This is a genomic window from Cellulomonas telluris (assembly GCF_004886325.1).
In the GTDB taxonomy this organism is placed as follows: Bacteria; Actinomycetota; Actinomycetes; order Actinomycetales; family Cellulomonadaceae; genus Cellulomonas; species Cellulomonas telluris.
In genome coordinates this window covers 139989-159849 of the sequence record NZ_QXFN01000005.1, presented here as the reverse complement: position 1 = coordinate 159849, position 19861 = coordinate 139989, and the positions used below count along the sequence as shown (strand labels likewise).

Sequence of the window (19861 nt, the reverse complement as noted above, 5' to 3'; positions counted from 1 at the left end):
CCTGTCTCGGGCGGACCGAGACAGGAGAGATGTGGCAAAGGTCCGCGTCTACGAGCTCGCCAAGGAGCTCGGAGTTGACAGCAAGACCCTCATGAGCAAGCTCGGCGAGCTCGGTGAGTTCGTCCGCTCGGCGTCCTCGACGATCGAGCCCCCCGTCGTGCGCAAGCTGCGCGACACGTACCCGTCGGGCGGCAACGGCTCGGCCGCTGCCCGTCCGGCAGCCCCGCGCCCCGCGGCCCCGGCCGCGCCCGCGGCGCAGCCCGCCGCCCCGGCGGCACCGGCCGCTCCCGCGGCCCCCGCCCCGGCGGCCCAGGCCCCGGCTGCACCCACGGCGCCCGCACCCGCAGCGCCCGCACCGGGCCCGCGCCCGGCACCCGCGGCTCCGGCCGCTCCCGCGCCCGCCGCACGCGCCCCCCAGGCGCCGGCGCCGCGCAACCCCCAGGGGCCGACGCCCCAGGCGCCCAGCCCCCGACCCGCGCAGGCCGCCCGCCCGGGTGCGCCCCGTCCGGCCGGTGGCGGCGGCGGTCGTCCCGGCGCGCCGCGTCCGGGCAACAACCCGTTCGCGCCCTCGCAGGGCATGCAGCGTCAGGGTGGCGGCGGCGACCGTCCGGGTGGTCCGCGTCCCGGCGGCCCCCGTCCCGGTGGTCCGCGTCCGGGCAACAACCCGTTCGCGTCCTCGCAGGGCATGCCCCGTCCCGGCGAGCGCCGGCAGCAGGCCGCCGACGGCGCGCCTGCGGCGTCCGCCGGGGACCGTCCCGGCGGTCCGCGTCCCGCCCCGCGTCCGGGCGGTCCGCGCCCGAACCCGGGCATGATGCCCGGCCGCACCTCCAGCGGCGTCGGCCGTCCCGGCGAGCGTCCGGCAGCCGGTGCCGGCCGCGGCGGCCCGGGTGGCGGCCGCGGCGGCGGTGGCGGCGGCTACGGCGGTCGTCCCGGCGGCGCGCCCGGTGGTGGCGGCGGCTTCGCCGGTCGTCCCGGTGGCGGCGGTCGTCCCGGCGGTGCCGGTCGCGGCAGCACCCAGGGCGCGTTCGGTCGTGCCGGTGGCCGTCCGGTCCGCGGGCGGAAGTCGAAGCGGGCGAAGCGCCAGGAGTTCGAGGCCATGCAGGCCCCGTCGCTCGGCGGCGTCAGCGTCCCGCGCGGCAACGGCTCGACGGTCATCCGTCTGCGTCACGGCTCGTCCCTGAACGACTTCGCCGACAAGATCGACGCCAACCCGGCGGCGCTCGTCACGGTGCTGTTCCACCTCGGTGAGATGGCGACCGCGACGCAGTCGCTCGACGAGGACACCTTCGGCACGCTGGCCCAGGAGCTGGGCTACGTCATCGAGATGGTGTCGGCCGAGGAGGAGGACCGCGAGCTGCTCGGGTCCTTCGACATCGACCTCGACGCCGAGCTCGAGGCGGAGTCCGACGAGGACCTCGCGCCGCGCCCGCCGGTCGTCACCGTCATGGGTCACGTCGACCACGGAAAGACGAAGCTCCTCGACGCGATCCGCTCGACGGACGTCGTCGCGGGCGAGGCCGGCGGCATCACGCAGCACATCGGTGCGTACCAGGTGCGCACCGAGCACGAGGGCCAGGAGCGGGCCATCACGTTCATCGACACCCCGGGTCACGAGGCGTTCACCGCCATGCGTGCCCGTGGTGCCCAGGTCACGGACATCGCGATCCTCGTGGTCGCGGCCGACGACGGCGTGATGCCCCAGACGATCGAGGCGCTCAACCACGCGCAGGCGGCGAACGTGCCGATCGTCGTGGCGGTCAACAAGGTGGACAAGGAGGGGGCCAACCCCGACAAGATCCGCCAGCAGCTGACCGAGTACAACCTCGTGGCCGAGGAGTACGGCGGCGACACGATGTTCGTCAACGTGTCGGCCAAGCAGCGCATGGGCATCGAGGACCTCCTCGAGGCCGTCCTGCTGACCGCCGACGCGGCGCTGGACCTGCGGGCGAACCCCGACAAGGACGCGCGCGGCGTGGCCATCGAGGCGAACCTCGACAAGGGCCGCGGCGCGGTCGCGACCGTCCTGGTCCAGTCCGGCACGCTCCACGTCGGTGACGCGATCGTCGCCGGCACGGCGCACGGCCGCGTCCGGGCGATGTTCGACGAGCACGGCGAGAACGTCACCGAGGCGGGCCCGGCACGTCCGGTCCAGGTCCTCGGCCTGGCGTCGGTGCCGAGCGCCGGCGACACGTTCCTCGTGGCGCCCGACGAGCGCACCGCCCGTCAGATCGCCGAGAAGCGCGAGGCGGCCGAGCGTGCCGCCCTCCTGGCGAAGCGCCGCAAGCGCATCAGCCTCGAGGACTTCACGCAGGCGCTGCAGCAGGGCAAGGTCGAGACCCTCAACCTGGTCCTCAAGGGCGACGTGTCGGGTGCCGTGGAGGCGCTCGAGGACGCGCTGCTCAAGATCGACGTCGGCGACGAGGTCGACCTGCGCGTCATCCACCGCGGTGTGGGTGCCATCACGCAGAACGACGTCAACCTCGCGACGGTCGACAACGCGATCATCATCGGCTTCAACGTGAAGTTCGCGGAGCGCGTCGAGGACCTGGCCGACCGCGAGGGCGTCGACGTGCGCTTCTACTCGGTCATCTACCAGGCGATCGACGACGTCGAGGCGGCCCTCAAGGGGATGCTCAAGCCGGAGTACGAGGAGGTGCAGCTCGGTACCGCCGAGGTGCGCGAGGTCTTCCGCTCCTCGAAGTTCGGCAACATCGCCGGGTCGATCGTCCGCTCGGGCGAGATCCGCCGGAACACCAAGGCGCGCGTCCTGCGCCGCGGCAAGGTCGTGGGCGACAACCTCACGATCGAGTCGCTCAAGCGGTTCAAGGACGACGCGACCGAGGTCCGGGAGGGCTTCGAGTGCGGTATCGGCCTCGGGTCGTTCAACGACCTGCAGGTCGAGGACGTCATCGAGACGTGGGAGATGCGCGAGAAGCCGCGCAGCTGATGCGGGACCGGCCGGGCGCGATCCGTCGCGTCCGGCCGGACTCCGGGAGGGGTCGGCGGGCCTACCGCGGGCCTGGCGGCCCGTGCCAGGCCCACCACGGCCCGCCGACCCCTCCCTGCGTCCGTCCTCGTGCACAACGGCTCGACATCTCGTCTGATGGGGCCTGAGGGAAAGGAAGTGCCATGGCTGACACGGCTCGGGCGCGGAAGATCGCGGAGCGCATCCAGCAGGTCGTCGCGCGCATGATCGACACGCGGGTCAAGGACCCGCGTCTCGGCTTCGTCACCATCACCGACGTGCGCGTCACCGGCGACCTCCAGCACGCCGACGTGTACTACACGGTGCTCGGCGACGAGGAGGCCCGGACGGGCAGCGCCGCCGCGCTGGAGAGCGCCAAGGGGCTCATCCGGTCCGAGGTGGGCAAGCAGACGGGCATCCGGCTGACGCCCACGCTGGCCTTCCACCTCGACGCGGTCCCGGAGACGGCGGCGCACCTCGAGGCGGCGCTGTCCGAGGCCGCGCGCCGGGACGCCGAGGTCGCCGCGCTGGCCGCGAAGGCCCGCCCGGCGGGTGACGCCGACCCGTACCGCCGTCCCGACGAGGACGACGACGCCGACGCATGACCGAGGCGACACCGCTCGGTCCGGACGCCGACGGCGGCACCCCGCCGGCCGTCGGGACGGGCGCGGGGCGGGGACGTCGTCCCCGTGACGACCGTCCCCGCCGCCCGACCGCCGACGACGGCGTGCTCGTCGTCGACAAGCCCGCGGGCTGGACGAGCCACGACGTCGTGGCGCGCGTCCGTCGGCTCGCCTCGACCCGCAAGGTGGGGCACGCGGGCACGCTCGACCCCATGGCGACCGGCGTGCTCGTGCTCGGCATCGGCCGCGCGACGCGCCTGCTGACGTACGTCACGGGTGCGGACAAGGACTACACCGCGACCGTGCGGCTCGGTGTGCGCACCACCACCGAGGACGCCGAGGGGGAGACGCTCACGGTGACGGACGCGTCCGCCGTGACGTCCGACGCCCTCGCCGCCGCGGCGGCCGCGCTCACCGGGGACCTCCTGCAGGTGCCCAGCGCCGTCTCGGCGATCAAGGTCGACGGGCAGCGTGCGTACGCGCGCGTGCGGGCGGGCGAGCACGTGGAGCTCGCCGCGCGGCCGGTGACCGTGTCCCGGTTCGACGTGCTGGGCGTGGCGCCCGCCGTCGTGACCGGCCCGGACGGCGGCGAGGTGGACGTGCTCGACGTGGACGTCGCCGTCACGTGCTCGTCCGGCACCTACGTGCGCGCGCTCGCCCGTGACCTCGGGGACGCCCTGGGGGTCGGGGCGCACCTGACGGCCCTGCGCCGCACGCGCGTCGGCGGCTACGGCCTCGACGTGGCGCGCACGCTGGACGAGCTCGAGGTCACCCCGCAGGACGTCGCGGTCGACGTCCTGCCGATGGCCGAGGCGGCCCGTGCCGCGTTCCCGGTGCGCGCGCTCACCGCCCGGGAGGCGCGGGCCCTGTCCTACGGGCAGGGCGTGCCCGTCGGCGACGCGCCCGACGGGCCGGTCGCCGCGATCGCGCCCGACGGGACGCTCGTCGGGGTGGTGTCGCGCCGCGGGGACGCGCTGCGCCCCGAGATCGTGCTCGCGCCGGCGGGGTGACGCGGCCCCCGGCCGCCGCGTTCGAATCGTTTCGTCCTTCCGCGCGCCACGCCGTCCGGGTCTTCCGGTTCCTCCTGTTCCGGTCTACCCTCCCGACGACGGACTGCGCACCCACACCGAGGTGGGAGCGCTCCTACACAGGAGGAACGACGTGGTTTCTCGCACGAGAGGACGCGCGTGGAGCGCGGTGACGGCCGGGACCGCGGCCGCGGTGCTGGCGGTCGTGGGCGCGGTGCCTGCCGCCGGCTCGCTCATCGGTGACGGGTCGTTCGACGACGGCCCGGGTGCCTGGGTGGCGTACGGGCACGAGGGGGAGGTCGACACCAGCACCGGCGCCCTGTGCGTCGACGTGCCCGCGGGGTCCGCCCAGTACGGGGTGGGCGTCGTGCTCAACGGCGTGGCCGTGGAGCAGGGCTCGACGTACACGCTGTCGTACACGGCGTCGGCGACGACGGACGTGACGATCCGCGCGCTGATCGGCCAGAACGGAGCGCCCTACGGCACGGTGCTCGACACGAGCCCGGCGCTCACGAGCACCCCCACCGCGGTGGAGGAGGTGTTCACGGCCACGGCGTCGTACCCCGCAGCGCCGACCGAGGAGTCGCCCGAGGGGCAGATCGCCTTCCAGCTCGGCGGGTTCACCGAGGAGGCCTGGACGTTCTGCCTCGACGACATCGAGCTGACCGGCGACTCCGAGCTGCTGCCGCACACGTCGTTCGCCGAGGGGCTCGGCCCCTGGGGCTTCCACGGCACGGGGGAGCCGCGGTTCGCGGACGGCGAGGTCTGCGTCGACCTGCCCGGAGGGCAGTCGAACCCGTGGGACGCCGGTCTGACGTACACGGGTGTGCCGATCGACGCGGACGAGAACTACGTCCTGGCCTTCACCGCGCGCACGACGCCGGCGACGCCGGTCCGGGTGATCGTCGGCGAGGGCGGCGGCGCGTACCGCACGGTGCTCGAGCAGGCGTCCGCGCCGCTGGGCACCGAGGCGACGACGCTGGAGTACCCCTTCACCGCCGGCCTGACGTTCCCGGCGGAGGGTGAGGCGCCCGGCCAGGTGGCGTTCCACCTGGGCAAGCAGGGGGCGTACGAGTTCTGCATCTCGGAGGTGTCGTTGACCACGTCCGCCACGCCGCCGCCCCCGTACGAGCCGGACACCGGCCCGCGGGTGCGCGTCAACCAGGTCGGGTACCTGCCGCACGGTCCCAAGCGCGCGACGCTCGTGACCGAGGCGACCGAGGCGACCGAGGCGCTGCCGTGGCAGCTGCTGGACGCGGCGGGCGAGACCGTCGCCGAGGGCACCACGACGCCCGCCGGGCACGAGGAGTCGGCGGACGCCGACGTCCACGTCATCGACTTCACCGACGTGGACGTCACGGGCGAGGGGCTCACGCTCGTCGCCGACGGCGAGACGAGCCGCCCGTTCGCGATCGCGGCCGACCTGTACGAGCAGCTGCGGTACGACGCGCTGAACTACTTCTACCTGGCCCGCTCCGGCACGCCGATCCTCGCCGAGATCGTGGGCGAGGAGTACGCCCGCGAGGCCGGGCACGTGGGTGTGCCGCCGAACAAGGGCGACACGGACGTGCCCTGCATCGGCCCGCGCGAGTACTACCAGGGCTGGACGTGCGACTACACCCTCGACGTGACGGGCGGCTGGTACGACGCCGGCGACCACGGCAAGTACGTCGTCAACGGCGGCATCGCCGTCGCCCAGCTCCTGTCGACCTACGAGCGGACGCTGACGGCGGGCACCGCCCGCGAGGGCGCCCTCGGCGACAGCACGCTGCGGCTGCCCGAGACGGGCAACGGCGTCCCCGACGTGCTCGACGAGGCGCGCTGGGAGCTCGAGTGGATGCTCAAGATGGTCGCGCCGTCCGGGGAGTACGCGGGCCTCGTGCACCACAAGATCCACGACGAGGGCTGGACGGGCCTGCCGCTCATGCCCGCGGACGACCCGCAGGTGCGCTCGCTGCACCGGCCGTCCACCGCGGCGACGCTCAACCTCGCGGCGGTGGCGGCCCAGGGCGCGCGCCTGTTCCGCGAGCACGACGCCGCCTTCGCCGACACGCTGCTCGCGGCGGCGCGGGACGCGTACGACGCGGCGCAGGAGCACCCCGACCTGTACGCGCCGGCCGCGGCCGGCTCGGACGGCGGTGGCCCGTACGACGACCGCGACGTGACCGACGAGTTCTACTGGGCGGCGGCCGAGCTGTACACGACCACGGGTGAGGAGCGGTACGCCGCGGACGTGACGGCCAGCCCGCACCACACGGGCGACGTCTTCGGGCACGGCGCCGCCAGCTGGGGGAGCACGGCCCCGCTCGGGCGCCTCACGCTCGCCACGGTGCCCAACGGGCTGCCGGACGTCGAGGACGTCCGGGCGTCCGTGGTGGCCGCGGCGGACCGGTACCTGGAGGCGCAGCAGGCGCACGCGTGGGGCTCGGTGTACTCGCCCCCGGGCGGGCAGTACGAGTGGGGGTCGAACTCCTTCGTCGCGAACGTGCAGATCGTGATCGGCACGGCGTACGACCTCACGGGTGACCGGCGCTACCTCGACGGCGTCCTGGAGGGCCTCGACTACCTGTTCGGCCGCAACGCGCTGAACCAGTCGTACGTGACGGGCTGGGGGACGGTCTTCTCCCAGAACCAGCACTCGCGCTGGTTCGCCGCACAGCTCGACCCCGCGCTGCCGCACCCGCCGGCGGGCTCGCTCGCGGGCGGTCCCAACTCGACGACCTCGACGTGGGACCCGACCATGCAGGCCGCGTTCACCGAGGGCTGCGCACCGGCGCGGTGCTACCTGGACGACATCACGTCGTGGGCGTCGAACGAGATCACGATCAACTGGAACTCGGCCCTGTCGTGGGTGGCGTCGTTCGTCGCCGACCACGGCAGGCCGGCCCCGGTGGCCGTGGCCCCCGAGGTGACGACCCAGCCGGCCGACGCCACGGTCGCGCTCGGTGCCACCGCGACGCTCACGGCCGCCGCCTCGGGCACGCCCGAGCCGACGGTGCAGTGGCAGGTGCGCCGCGGGGACGGCGACTGGGCCGACGTGCCGGGCGCGACCTCCGGCACGCTCGAGGTGGTCGTCACGGCCGCGGAGGACGGCGCCCGGTACCGGGCGGTGTTCACGAACACGGCCGGGACGGCGACGTCGCAGGAGGCGACCGTCGCGGTGACGCGGTCGGCGCCGGTCGTCACCCGGCACCCGCAGGCCGTCACGGCGCGCCTCGGCTCGTGGGCGACGTTCGACGCCGCCGCGACGGGGTACCCGACGCCGTCGGTCCGGTGGCAGTTCCGCTGGTTCTCGGGCCCGTGGCTGCCGGTGCCCCTCGCGCAGGGGACGACGCTGCGGGTTCCCGTCACGCCCCTGGGCTACGGCACGCAGTACCGCGCGGTGTTCGTCAACGACCAGGGGACGGCCGTGACGAAGGCCGCACCGCTCACGGTCCGCCTGGGTCGCTGACGCACCGACCGCCCGCTCCGCACGGCGCCTCCGGGCGCCGGCGGGGCGGGCGGTCGCGTGTCCGGGGGGAGCTCGGGGCGAGCACGTGCGCCGGTGCCCGCGCGCAGGTGGCAGTCTTGTCCGTCGGGCCCGCCGACCGGCGGGCCCGTACGTCGACCCGGGAGCGTGGGTGCAGGTCTGGACCGAGCTGTCGCAGGTGCCCGAGGACTGGGGCCGGTCGGTCGTGACGATCGGCAACTTCGACGGGGTGCACCGCGGCCACGTCGCGGTGCTCACGCGCATGGTTGCCGACGCCCGCACGGCGCGCGCCCACGCCGTCGCGGTGACCTTCACGCCGCACCCGCTGGTCGTCCACCGCCCGGACGACGCCCCGCCGCGCCTGCTGGGCGACGCCGACCGGCTCGAGCTGCTCGAGGGCACGGGGCTCGACGCGGTGCTGCTGGTCACGTACACCCTGGACTTCGCGCGCCAGTCGCCCGAGGAGTTCGTGCGGCGCTACCTCGTGGACGCGCTGCACGCCGCGACGGTCGTCGTCGGGCGGGACGTGCGCTTCGGCTGGCAGAACAGCGGTGACCTCGCCACGATGCGGGCGCTGGGCGAGCGGTACGGGTTCACGGTCGAGGTGATCGACGACGTGACGCCGACCGTCGCCGCGGACCCGGGCAGCGCCGAGGACCGTGCCGCGGATGCGCTGCGCCGCCGGTGGTCGTCGACGTGGGTGCGCGAGCTGCTCGCGGCCGGCGACGTCGTGCAGGCGGCGCGCGTGCTGGGGCGCCCGCACCGGCTGCGCGGCGTCGTCGTGCACGGCGACGCGCGCGGGCGCGACCTCGGGTACCCGACGGCGAACCTGTCGCCGGACGCGACGGGGATGGTGCCCGCCGACGGGGTGTACGCGGGGTGGCTGCGGCGCGTGCGCCGGGCCGACGGCACCGTCGTGGGGACGGACGACGCGGACCGGGTGCTGCCGGCCGCCGTGTCCATCGGCACGAACCCGACGTTCGACGGCGTGCAGCGCCGGGTGGAGGCGTACGTCCTGGACCGGACCGACCTCGACCTGTACGACGAGGAGGTCGTGCTCGACCTCGTCGAGCGGCTGCGGCCCACGGTGCGCTTCGACTCGGTCGACGCGCTGCTCGAGCAGATGGCGCGGGACGTCGAGGACGTCCGGCGGGTCCTGCACGGCTGACCCCGCGCTGACCAGCGGTGCCGCTCGACCGGGCTGGTAGAGTGGGGATCGCCGTACGACCGGCCGCGGACCGAGAGAGCCCGGGTGGACATGCCCCGGCGCACCGCGCAACGAGAATCCTGAGGAGCACCGTGTCGCTCGACACTGCCACGAAGCAGTCCATCATGGCCGAGTACGCCACCCACGAGGGCGACACCGGCTCGCCCGAGGTCCAGATCGCCGTCCTCACGCAGCGCATCAAGGACCTCACGGAGCACCTGAAGACGCACAAGCACGACCACCACAGCCGCCGCGGTCTGCTGCTGCTCGTCGGTCGCCGTCGTCGTCTGCTGGGCTACCTGCAGAAGATCGACATCAACCGCTACCGCAGCCTGATCGAGCGGCTCGGCCTGCGTCGCTGAACGACCCCGCACCAGCCCGGACCGCTCGGTCCGGGCTGGTCCTGCATCGGGGGCCGCGCGCCGCGGCCCCCGACGCGCAGGACCCGGCACCGCGAGGTGCCGCTGCACCACCAGCACGGAACCACCGCGCCGACCCGCTCGTCCGGTCCTCGGTAGTGGCCCCCGGGACGCACCTCGCGTGCGGGGGCCTCGATCGAAGACCGCCGCGGACTGGCCGGCGCCTTCGATGACAAAAGGAGGGCACCCGTGGAGGGTCCCGAGATCCAGTTCGCCGAGGCCACGATCGACAACGGTCGCTTCGGCACCCGCACCGTCCGCTTCGAGACCGGCCGCCTCGCCAAGCAGGCCGCCGGCTCCGCCGTCGCCTACCTCGACGACGACACGATGCTCCTGTCGGCCACGACGGCGGGCAAGCACCCGCGCGAGGGCTTCGACTTCTTCCCCCTGACGGTCGACGTCGAGGAGCGGCAGTACGCCGCCGGCAAGATCCCCGGCTCGTTCTTCCGCCGCGAGGGCCGTCCCTCGACCGAGGCGATCCTCGCGTGCCGTCTGATCGACCGCCCGCTGCGCCCCCTGTTCGTCAAGGGCCTGCGCAACGAGGTCCAGGTCGTCGTGACGGTCCTGTCGATCAACCCCGACGACGCGTACGACGTGCTGGCGATCAACGCCGCGTCGATCAGCACCCAGATCTCCGGCCTGCCGTTCTCCGGTCCCGTCGGTGCCGTGCGCATCGCGCTGATCGACGGCCAGTGGGTCGCGTTCCCGCGCTACACCGAGCGCGAGCGGGCCACGTTCGAGATCGTCGTCGCCGGTCGCGTCGTCGAGGGCGGCGACGTCGCCATCGCGATGATCGAGGCCGAGGCGCCCGAGAAGTCCTGGAACCTCATCAAGAACGAGGGCGGCGTCGCCCCGACCGAGGCCGTCGTGGCCGAGGGCCTCGAGGCGTCCAAGCCGTTCATCAAGGCGCTGGTCACGGCGCAGACGGAGCTGGCGGCGCAGTCCGCCAAGGAGACGCAGACGTTCCCGACGTTCCCGGACTACCAGGACGACGTGTACGCCGCCGTCGAGCAGGGCGCCACCGAGCGTCTGTCCGCCGCGCTGCAGATCGCCGGCAAGCAGGAGCGCGAGAACCGCCTCGACGAGATCAAGGCGGAGATCCAGGCCGAGCTCGCGGCCCAGTTCGAGGGGCGCGAGAAGGAGGTCGGCGCGGCCTACCGCTCGCTGCAGAAGAAGCTCATCCGGCAGCGGATCCTCACCGACGGCTTCCGCATCGACGGCCGCGGCCTGCGCGACATCCGCACGCTCTCGGCCGAGGTCGAGGTCCTGCCCCGCACGCACGGCTCGGCGCTGTTCGAGCGCGGCGAGACGCAGATCCTCGGCGTCACCACGCTGAACATGCTCCGCATGGAGCAGCAGCTCGACACGCTGTCGCCGGAGACGCGCAAGCGGTACATGCACCACTACAACTTCCCGCCGTTCTCCACGGGCGAGACGGGCCGCGTCGGCTCGCCGAAGCGCCGCGAGATCGGCCACGGCGCGCTCGCCGAGCGCGCGATCGTCCCGGTCCTGCCGTCGCGCGAGGAGTTCCCCTACGCGATCCGCCAGGTCTCCGAGGCGCTGGGCTCCAACGGCTCGACGTCCATGGGCTCGGTCTGCGCCGCGACGCTGTCGCTGCTGAACGCCGGTGTGCCGCTGCGCGCGCCGGTCGCGGGCATCGCGATGGGCCTCGTGTCCGACACCGTCGAGGGCGAGACGCGCTACGCGGCGCTGACCGACATCCTCGGCGCCGAGGACGCGTTCGGCGACATGGACTTCAAGGTCGCCGGCACGCGCGAGTTCGTCACGGCGATCCAGCTCGACACGAAGCTCGACGGCATCCCCGCGTCCGTCCTGGCCGGCGCCCTGACGCAGGCCAAGGAGGCGCGTCTGGCGATCCTCGACGTCATCGCCGAGGCGATCGACGTCCCGGACGAGATGAGCCCGTTCGCGCCGCGCGTCATCACGGTGAAGGTGCCGGTCGACAAGATCGGCGAGGTCATCGGCCCCAAGGGCAAGATGATCAACCAGATCCAGGAGGAGACCGGCGCCGACATCTCCATCGAGGACGACGGCACGGTCTACATCGGTGCGACGGACGGCCCGTCCGCCGAGGCCGCGCGGGCCGCGATCAACGCGATCGCGAACCCGCACATGCCCGAGGTCGGCGAGCGCTTCGTCGGCACCGTGGTCAAGACGACGACCTTCGGCGCGTTCATCTCGCTGTCCCCGGGCAAGGACGGTCTGCTGCACATCTCGCAGATCCGCAAGCTCGTCGGCGGCAAGCGCGTGGAGAACGTCGAGGACGTCGTCAAGATCGGGCAGAAGGTCCAGGTCGAGATCGGCGAGATCGACCCGCGCGGCAAGCTGTCGCTGCACGCCGTCGTGGACGAGGCCGAGGCCGGCGCCGAGGGTGACCAGCCCGCGGCCGAGCCCGCCGCCGCCGACGCCTGACGTGCCGCAGGACCTCCCGCTCGTCGCCCCGCACTCGCCGGGCGCCGAGCTGGTCGTCGGGCAGGACGGTGACGCCCGTGTGCGGCGCACCGTCCTGCCCGGCGGGGTCCGGGTGCTGACCGAGCACATGCCCGGTCTGCGCTCGGCCACGGTGGGTGCCTGGGTCGGCGTCGGGTCGCGCGACGAGACGTCGGGCCACTACGGGTCCACGCACTTCCTCGAGCACCTGCTGTTCAAGGGGACCGCGCGCCGCACGGCGATGGACATCGCCGAGGCGTTCGACGCCGTCGGCGGCGAGGCGAACGCGGCGACGGGCAAGGAGCACACCTGCTACTACGCCCGCGTCCTCGACGCCGACGTGCCGATGGCCGTCGACGTCATCGCCGACATGGTGACGTCCGCCCGGCTGGACGTCGACGAGCTCGAGACCGAGCGCGGCGTCATCCTCGAAGAGCTCGCGATGAACGACGACGACCCGAGCGACGTGGCGCACGAGCAGTTCGCCACGGCCGTGTTCGGGGACACGCCCCTGGGGCGCCCCATCGGAGGGACGCCGCAGACCATCCGGTCGGTGCCGCGCGACGCGGTCTGGGAGCACTACCGCCAGCACTACCGCCCGGAGACGCTCGTCGTCACCGCGGCGGGCGGGGTCGACCACGACGCGCTGTGCGCCCAGGTCGTCGACGCGCTGACGGCGGGCGGCTGGGCGCTCGACGCGGACGCTTCCCCGGCGTCGCGTCGCACCGTCTCCGACGCGCCGGCGTCCGCCGGCCCGGTGGAGCTGACGGTGCGGCGGCAGACCGAGCAGGCGAACGTGATCGTCGGCGGCCTGTGCCTGACGGCCACCGACCCGCGCCGGTTCGCGCTCTCGGTGCTCAACGCCGCGCTCGGCGGCGGCATGTCCTCGCGCCTCTTCCAGGAGGTGCGGGAGAAGCGCGGCCTCGCCTACTCGACCTACTCGTTCGCGAGCGGGCATGCCGACACCGGGCTGTTCGGCCTGTACGCCGGCTGCACGCCCGCGAAGGTCGACCAGGTCACCGAGCTCATGGTCGCCGAGCTCGAGCGCATGGCGGACGCCCCGATGGGCGCGGCCGAGCTCGCGCGCTCGATCGGGCAGCTGTCGGGCGGCCTCGTGCTCGGCATGGAGGACACGGGCTCGCGCATGAGCCGCCTCGGCAAGGCCGAGCTCGTGCACGGCGAGCTCCTCAGCCTCGACGAGTCGCTCGAGCGGGTCCGCGCCGTCACGGCCGCGGAGGTGCAGGAGCTCGCGGCCGAGCTCGCCGCCACGCCGCGCTCGGTCGTTCGCGTCGGCCCGTTCGGGGACTGACACCCGGCCCGGACGCGGCGCGGGGCGTCGCGTCCGGGCGGCTAGGGTGGCTGACCGTGAGCGAACCGATCCGCGTGGCCGTGCTGGGCGCGGCCGGCCGCATGGGGTCCACCGTCGTGCGGACCGTGCAGCAGACCGAGGGCCTCGAGCTCGTGGCTCAGCTGGAGTCCGGGGGAGACCTGCGGACCGTGACCGGCTCCGGCGCGCAGGTCGCCGTCGACTTCACGGTGCCGGCCGTGACCGAGCAGAACGTGCACGCGCTCGTCGACGCCGGCATCCACTGCGTCGTCGGGACGACCGGCTGGACCGAGGACTCCCTGGCCCGGGTCCGCGACCACCTCGTCCACGCCCCCGCGGTCGGGGTCGCGGTCGTCCCGAACTTCGCGCTCGGCGCCGTGCTCGCGATGGCGTTCGCACGGCAGGCCGCGCGCTGGTTCGAGTCCGCCGAGGTCGTCGAGCTGCACCACCCCGACAAGGTCGACGCGCCCTCCGGCACGGCTCGCCACACCGCCGCGGGCATCGCCCGGGCGCGCGCCGCCGCCGGGCTCGGGCCCGCCCCGGACGCGACGACGCAGGCGCTCGAGGGGGCGCGCGGTGCGGACGTCGACGGCGTCCGGGTGCACGCGGTCCGGCTGCGCGGCCTGGTCGCGCACGAGGAGATCCTGTTCGGCAACACCGGTGAGCAGCTGACGATCCGGCACGACTCCTTCGACCGGGAGAGCTTCATGCCCGGCGTCGTGCTCGCCGTGCGGCGCGTCGTCGACCGACCGGGTCTCACGGTGGGCCTCGAGCCCTTCCTCGACCTCGGCGCATGAGCGACGGCACCACGCGGCGGTCCCGGACGGGACTGTGGGCGGCCCTCGCCCTCACCGCGCTGCTCGGCGTCTACGTCGCGGTCGTCGGGATCCGTGCGGTGCAGCTCGTCGCCACCGGCGAGCCCGTGGCCGTCGTGCTCGGCGTCGCGCTCCTCGTCGCCCCGCTCATCGTGGTCGCGCTCGTGGCGCGCGAGTGGATGCTGGCGGTGCACGTGCAGCGCATGGCCGACGAGCTCGCGGCGGCCGGGCGCCTGCCCGTCGACGACCTGCCGCGCTCGCCCGGCGGACGCGTGGACCGCGCCGCGGCCCGCGCCGCCTTCGACGACCACCGTGCCCGTGTCGAGGCGGACCCGGGGGAGTGGGAGGCGTGGTTCCACCTCGGGTTCGCGTACGACGCGGCCGGCGACCGCCGGCGCGCCCGTGCCGCGCTGCGCACGGCGTCACGCCTGCACGCGGGACGCCCCGCGCCGACCGACCTGCCCTGACCCGCCGGGCCGGACCGCCCGCGGCTGCGTCAGATCTCGGCGTACCAGCGGTGCTCGGCGACGACGTGGGCCTCCTCGTCCGGTCCCGGCCCGGTGGCGAGCCGCCGCGTGAGGCCGTCCGGACCGAGGCCGGCCCCGGCGAGGAAGCGCACGCGCGCGTCGTCGCCGTCCATCACCCACGTCTGCACCTGGTCGGCGCCGTCGGCGCGCAGCAGGTCCACGACCGCCGCCAGGAGCCGGGAGCCGTGCCCGGCGCGCTGCGCCGCCGGCTCGACCTCGAGCGCGAGCACGACGCCCGCGGGTGCCTCCGCGGGGTCGGGTGCGGGGACCGGCGCGACGGACGCGAAACCCACCACGGTCGGCCCCGCGCAGGCCACGAGCACCCGGAAGCCCGGCCCGGGAGGTGCGGTGATGGCCCGCTCCCACTGCGCCACGAAGGCGCCCTCGTCGAGCGCGTCGAGCACCACGTCGCCCAGGACGTCGGCGTGCGCGGCGCGCCACGCGCGGAGCTGGATGCGCGCCACCGCGTGCTCGTCCCCGGGGACGGCGGGACGGACGGAGACGTCGGCGGCGGGGGTCAGCAGCGACACCCGGCCAGACTAGTCGCCCGGTGCGGGGGTGGGTCGGGCGGTGCCGCGCTGGGGCGGCGCCGCGAGCCGACGCCCGGTCGTGCTCACCGACGGACGACGAGCATCTGGGTCGCACCCACCTGGAACTCGTAGGCCACGGGGACGAGGCGGACGGTGCGGCCCTCGGAGCGCAGGCGGTCGAGGAGCGCGGGCAGGAACGCGACGGGTTCGCCCGCTCCCAGGTGGACCAGCGGGTAGACGCGGACCTCGTCCGCGACGCGCAGCAGCTCGGTCAGCGCGGCGTGGTGCCACTCGGCGTCGAATGAGCCCGCCCAGGTGAACAGCAGGTGCGAGCAGAGCGCGAGGTCGAACGCGTCGTCCTCGAACGGGAGGTCGGGCAGGGCGCCGACCACGTAGCGGTCGGGGCGGGCGTCGAGGTCGTCGAGGAAGGCGGCGAGCGCCGCCTCCCGCAGCTCGCGGCGCCGCGCCGGGCTGCCGTACCAGGACCACGTGAACCGGTCGTCGTGCGCGTCCACCAGCGCGACGCCCGCGGCTGCCGACCGCGCCACCTCGTCGCGCAGAGCGTCCCGGTCGACGTAGGTCGGGTCGACGGCCGTGACGTCGGCGCCGGCCGCACCGAGGGCAGCGGTGAAGCCGGACGCGCCGGCCGAGCAGTCGAGCACGCGGCCGGCGAGGTCGTCGTCGGTGAGGGCGAAGAACGCGCGGTACTCCTCCGCGCTCCGCGAGGACACGAGCACGCCGGCACGCTACCGGGCGACCGGAGCCCCGCGCAGGTCGTCGCGCGGGTCGGGGGCCCGAGGCGCCGTCAGGGCATGCCGAGCAGGCGCAGCCCCGCGGCGGTCACGGCGGCCAGCACCACGACGAGGATGAACGGTGCCCGCAGCGCGAGCGCCACGGCCGCGACGGCGAGCGCCGGGACGCGGGCGTCGAGCACCAGCCGTCCGCCGTCGGTGGCGGTCTGCACGGCCACGAGCGCGGCGAGCAGCGCGACCGTGACGAGCGCCGCCGTGCGCGCCACGCGCGGCTCGGCCAGCCAGTGCCGGGGCAGCAGGTGCCCGGCGAGCTTGAGGGCGAAGCACGCGACGCTCGACAGCAGCACGGCGATCCAGAGCGCGGTCACGTCGTCCCTCCCTCGCCCGTGCCGCGGGCCGTGTCGGCGGGCGCGGGACGTGCCTCGTCGTCGTTCACGGGCCCGGTGGGCGGGAGCGCGGGCGCCAGCACGCCGACCAGGACGGCGACCCCCGCCGCGAGCAGCACGGGCACGCCCGCGGGCAGGACGGGCGTCGTGGCCAGCGCCACCAGCACCGCCCCCGCCGCGACCAGCCGGGCGGTCCGTCCCTGCGGCCCGCCGAGGCGCGGCCACACGAGCGCGAGGAACGCGGCGGCGGCCGCCGCGTCGAGGCCGTAGCGGCGCGGGTCACCGAGCCGGTCGCCGGCCAGCGCGCCCACGAGCGTGAAGAGGTTCCACAGCACCCAGATGCCCGCACCGGTCCACCAGAACCCCACGCGCGCGGCAGCACGGGTCGGCTGCGCGGTCGCCACGGCCGTGGACTCGTCGATCGTCAGCTGCGCCGCCGGCAGGAGCCGCGACGTCGGCAGCGCGAGCAGCGGGGCCAGCTGCGCCCCGTAGAGCGCGTTCCGCGCACCGAGCAGCGCGGCCGACGCGACCGCGGCGCCCACGGCGCCGCCCGCCCCGACGACCCCGATGAGCGCGAACTGCGACCCGCCCGAGAACAGCAGCAGGCTGAGGGCCATCGTCTGCGCGACGTCGAGCCCCGAGGCGACCGACAGCGCCCCGAACGACACCCCGTAGAGGCCGGTCGCCACCGAGACCGACACCGCCTGGCGCCGTGCGGCGCGCAGGGGGTCGGCCAGGTTCACGCGGACCACTCTAGGCACCGGCCCCGGGTGCCTCCGCCCTCCGCGCGGAGAGGGACGGCGCTACAGCGCGACGTACACCGGCTCGAGGTACTCCTCCATGCCGGCGGCGCCGCCCTCACGCCCCAGGCCCGACTGCTTCACGCCGCCGAACGGCGCGCTCGCGTCCGACACCATGCCGCGGTTGATCCCGACCATGCCGGCGTCGAGGTGCTCGGCCATGCGCATGGCACGGCCCACGTCGCGCGTGTACGCGTAGGCCACGAGCCCGAACGGCGTGTCGTTCGCGAGCCGGACGGCCTCGTCCTCGTCGTCGAACGTGACGATCGGCGCGACCGGGCCGAACGTCTCCTCGGTCACGACGCGCAGTCCGGGGTCGACCGAGGTCAGCACGGTCGGCGCGTAGAAGTAGCCGGGACGGCGCACCGGCTCGCCGCCCGTGCGCAGCAGCGCGCCGCCGTCGACGGCCTCCGTGACGACCTCCTCGACGCGGTCGACCGCCGACTGCTCGATGAGCGGGCCGACCGTCGTGTCGGGGTCGGCGCCGTGCCCCACGACGAGCCGCTCGAACGCCTCGGTCAGCCGGTCCGCGAACTCGCCGGCGACGGCCCCGTGGACGAGGAAACGGTTGGCCGCGACGCAGGTCTGGCCCGAGTTCCGCATCTTCGCCTGCACCGCGCCCTCGACCGCGGCGTCGAGGTCGGCGTCCTCGAACACGAGGAAGGGCGCGTTGCCGCCGAGCTCCATCGACGTGCGCAGGACGTGCGGCGCGGCGGCGGCGAGCAGCGTGCGCCCCACCTCCGTCGACCCGGTGAACGAGAGCTTGCGCAGGCGCGGGTCGGCGAGCAGCGGCTCCGAGACCTTGCGCGCCGACGACGTCGGGACGACGTTCACCACGCCCGTGGGCAGGTCGCGCCCGTCCAGCTCGGAGCGGATGAGCTCGACGACGTACGCCGTGGTGAGCGGCGTCAGCTGCGCCGGCTTCACGACGCACGTGCAGCCCGCGGCGAGGGCGGGGGCGACCTTGCGCGCGATCATCGCGATCGGGAAGTTCCACGGCGCGATGAGCAACGCCGGCCCCACCGGGCGGCGCAGGACGAGCTGGTGGTGCGTGCCGGCCGGGGCGCGGCGGGCGAGGCCGTCGGCGCGGACCGCCTCCTCGGCGTACCAGCGCACGTAGTCCGCGGCGTACGCCACCTCGGCCCGCGACTCCGCCAGGGGCTTGCCGCCCTCGGCGGTCACCAGCGACGCGATGTCCTCCGCGTGCGCCCGCAGCACGTCGAAGACGGCGCGCAGGAGCTCCGAGCGCTCCCGGGGCGCCGTGGCACGCCACGTCGGGAACGCGTCGTGCGCCGCCGAGAGCGCGTCGAGCGCGTCCTGCTCGTCGCCGTCCGCGACGTCGAACAGCGTCTCGCCCGTCGCCGGGTCGACGACCGGGAACGTCGCGCCGCCACGGGCCTGGCGCCACTCGCCCCCGATCAGCATCCCGGTGGGCACGTGCGCGGCGACGGACGGGGGGAGCGGTGCGGTCATGGCGCCCAGTGTGGCCGCGCGGCGCCGACGGGGCGCGTCGAGCCGGGCGGCCGGGCAGCGCGCGACGGTGGACGAATCCCGGGCGCCGTCCGCGGCCGTGCCGCCCGGGGCGGTAGCGTGTGCGCATGCCCACCGTCACGTCCGCGACGCACCCGTTCGGGTCCGTGCTGTCGGCCATGGTCACCCCGATGACCGCCGACGGCGCGGTCGACCTCGAGGCGACGGTCGCGCTGGCGAAGCACCTGGTGGACCACGGCCACGACGGGCTCGTGCTCAACGGCACGACCGGCGAGGCCCCGACGACGCACGCCCCCGAGAAGGCCGAGGTCGTCGCCGCCGTCGTCGAGGCCGTCGGCGACCGCGCGTACGTCGTGGCGGGAGCGGGCTCGAACGACACCGCGCACGCGGTGCGCATGGCCGAGCAGGCGGCCGAGGCCGGCGCGCACGGCCTGCTCGTCGTCACCCCGTACTACTCGCGTCCCTCGCAGGACGGTGTGGTCCGGCACGTCACGGCCGTGGCCGACGCGACGCCCCTGCCGGTCATGCTCTACGACGTCCCGGGCCGGACGGGTCTGCGCCTCGCGCCCGCGACGATCGACCGGCTCGCGGCGCACGAGCGGGTCGTCGCCATGAAGGACGCCACGGGCGACGTCGTGGCCGCGGCAGCGGCGATCCGGCGCACGGGCCTGGCCTGGTACAGCGGCGACGACGGCCTCGTGCTCGGGTTCCTCGCGCACGGCGCCGTCGGGCTCGTCGGCGTCACGACGCAGGTGCTCGGCGACCGGTTCGCAGCCCTGTTCGACGCCTGGCGCCGCGGCGACACCGCCGAGGCCCTCGACATCTTCCTCGCGGCACTGCCCGCGATCACCGCCCTCAACGGTGACGGCTTCCAGGCGGCTGCCGCGAAGGCCGCCCTCGTGGAGACCGGCGTGCTGCGCAGCCGCGCGACCCGGCTCCCGATCGTCCCCTACACCGACGACGAGGCAGCGCACGTGCGCGCCGGTCTGCAGGCCGCAGGTCTGCTGGACGTCGTCACGGCCTGACCGCTCCGCTCGACAGCAGCGGTGCGCGGGCCACGACCCACAGGAG

General features: G+C 74.9%; 16 protein-coding genes. 11 read left to right on the top strand and 5 right to left on the bottom strand.

Features of this window, described 5'->3' with window-relative positions; translation table 11 throughout:
- Window positions 1-31: 31 nt before the first annotated feature.
- From infB to FB586_RS16250, 10 genes are all read left to right on the top strand, one after another.
- A complete protein-coding gene (gene infB / locus FB586_RS16295; protein WP_136520398.1) occupies window positions 32-2947 on the top strand; it encodes a translation initiation factor IF-2 in 2916 nt (971 codons plus the stop codon).
- A gap of 182 nt (window positions 2948-3129) precedes the next feature.
- Window positions 3130-3570, top strand: coding sequence for a 30S ribosome-binding factor RbfA (rbfA, locus tag FB586_RS16290; RefSeq protein ID WP_136520397.1), 441 nt, complete (start codon window positions 3130-3132; stop codon window positions 3568-3570).
- Window positions 3567-4598, top strand: coding sequence for a tRNA pseudouridine(55) synthase TruB (truB, locus tag FB586_RS16285; protein ID WP_136520396.1), 1032 nt, complete (start codon window positions 3567-3569; stop codon window positions 4596-4598). Before rbfA ends, truB begins: the two co-directional genes overlap by 4 nt.
- Window positions 4599-4785: 187 nt before the next feature.
- Window positions 4786-8067: a glycoside hydrolase family 9 protein gene (locus tag FB586_RS16280; protein WP_246036851.1), complete on the top strand. Its 3282-nt coding sequence runs from the start codon at window positions 4786-4788 to the stop codon at window positions 8065-8067.
- Between the two features lie 169 nt (window positions 8068-8236).
- Window positions 8237-9253 carry a bifunctional riboflavin kinase/FAD synthetase gene (locus FB586_RS16275; RefSeq protein ID WP_136520394.1) on the top strand — a complete coding sequence of 339 codons (1017 nt, stop codon included), beginning with the start codon at window positions 8237-8239 and terminating at the stop codon, window positions 9251-9253.
- Window positions 9254-9384: 131 nt separating this feature from the next.
- Window positions 9385-9654: a 30S ribosomal protein S15 gene (rpsO, locus tag FB586_RS16270; protein ID WP_136520393.1), complete on the top strand. Its 270-nt coding sequence runs from the start codon at window positions 9385-9387 to the stop codon at window positions 9652-9654.
- A gap of 246 nt (window positions 9655-9900) precedes the next feature.
- Window positions 9901-12144, top strand: a complete 2244-nt coding sequence (locus tag FB586_RS16265) for a polyribonucleotide nucleotidyltransferase (RefSeq protein WP_136520392.1) — start codon at window positions 9901-9903, stop codon at window positions 12142-12144.
- 1 nt (window position 12145) lies between these two features.
- The gene (locus FB586_RS16260) at window positions 12146-13471 is read left to right on the top strand and encodes a M16 family metallopeptidase (protein WP_136520391.1); all 1326 of its coding nucleotides are present in this window, start codon (window positions 12146-12148) and stop codon (window positions 13469-13471) included.
- A 56-nt stretch (window positions 13472-13527) separates the two neighbouring features.
- Entirely contained in the window at window positions 13528-14286 is a 759-nt protein-coding gene (gene dapB / locus FB586_RS16255; protein WP_136520390.1) for a 4-hydroxy-tetrahydrodipicolinate reductase, read from the top strand.
- Window positions 14283-14771 (top strand): hypothetical protein, encoded by a 489-nt coding sequence (locus FB586_RS16250; RefSeq protein WP_136520389.1) that lies wholly within the window; start codon window positions 14283-14285, stop codon window positions 14769-14771. The genes dapB and FB586_RS16250 overlap by 4 nt, the downstream gene beginning before the upstream one ends.
- A gap of 29 nt (window positions 14772-14800) precedes the next feature.
- On the opposite strand, the gene FB586_RS16245 is transcribed toward FB586_RS16250, so the two are convergent.
- From FB586_RS16245 to FB586_RS16225, 5 genes are all read right to left on the bottom strand, one after another.
- A complete protein-coding gene (locus FB586_RS16245; RefSeq protein WP_168800586.1) occupies window positions 14801-15361 on the bottom strand; it encodes a GNAT family N-acetyltransferase in 561 nt (186 codons plus the stop codon).
- Window positions 15362-15444: 83 nt separating this feature from the next.
- The gene (locus FB586_RS16240) at window positions 15445-16098 is read right to left on the bottom strand and encodes a methyltransferase domain-containing protein (protein WP_136520388.1); all 654 of its coding nucleotides are present in this window, start codon (window positions 16096-16098) and stop codon (window positions 15445-15447) included.
- 68 nt (window positions 16099-16166) lie between these two features.
- Window positions 16167-16481, bottom strand: coding sequence for an AzlD domain-containing protein (locus FB586_RS16235; RefSeq protein WP_136520387.1), 315 nt, complete (start codon window positions 16479-16481; stop codon window positions 16167-16169).
- Window positions 16478-17242, bottom strand: coding sequence for an AzlC family ABC transporter permease (locus FB586_RS16230; protein ID WP_136520386.1), 765 nt, complete (start codon window positions 17240-17242; stop codon window positions 16478-16480). Before FB586_RS16230 ends, FB586_RS16235 begins: the two co-directional genes overlap by 4 nt.
- A gap of 60 nt (window positions 17243-17302) precedes the next feature.
- Window positions 17303-18772, bottom strand: a complete 1470-nt coding sequence (locus FB586_RS16225; RefSeq protein ID WP_136520385.1) for an NAD-dependent succinate-semialdehyde dehydrogenase — start codon at window positions 18770-18772, stop codon at window positions 17303-17305.
- Between the two features lie 125 nt (window positions 18773-18897).
- Here FB586_RS16225 and dapA point away from each other — a divergent pair, with 125 nt between their 5' ends.
- Window positions 18898-19815, top strand: coding sequence for a 4-hydroxy-tetrahydrodipicolinate synthase (gene dapA / locus FB586_RS16220; RefSeq protein ID WP_136520384.1), 918 nt, complete (start codon window positions 18898-18900; stop codon window positions 19813-19815).
- Window positions 19816-19861 lie beyond the last annotated feature (46 nt).

What these genes read in the sequence shown, in the direction of transcription:
- rbfA (WP_136520397.1), top strand. Translation starts at nt 3,130, where the DNA reads ATGGCTGACACGGCTCGGGCGCGGAAGATCGCGGAGCGCATCCAGCAG.
- dapA (WP_136520384.1), top strand. Translation starts at nt 18,898, where the DNA reads ATGCCCACCGTCACGTCCGCGACGCACCCGTTCGGGTCCGTGCTGTCG.
- FB586_RS16250 (WP_136520389.1), top strand. Translation starts at nt 14,283, where the DNA reads ATGAGCGACGGCACCACGCGGCGGTCCCGGACGGGACTGTGGGCGGCC.
- FB586_RS16225 (WP_136520385.1), bottom strand. Translation starts at nt 18,772, where the DNA reads ATGACCGCACCGCTCCCCCCGTCCGTCGCCGCGCACGTGCCCACCGGG.
- truB (WP_136520396.1), top strand. Translation starts at nt 3,567, where the DNA reads ATGACCGAGGCGACACCGCTCGGTCCGGACGCCGACGGCGGCACCCCG.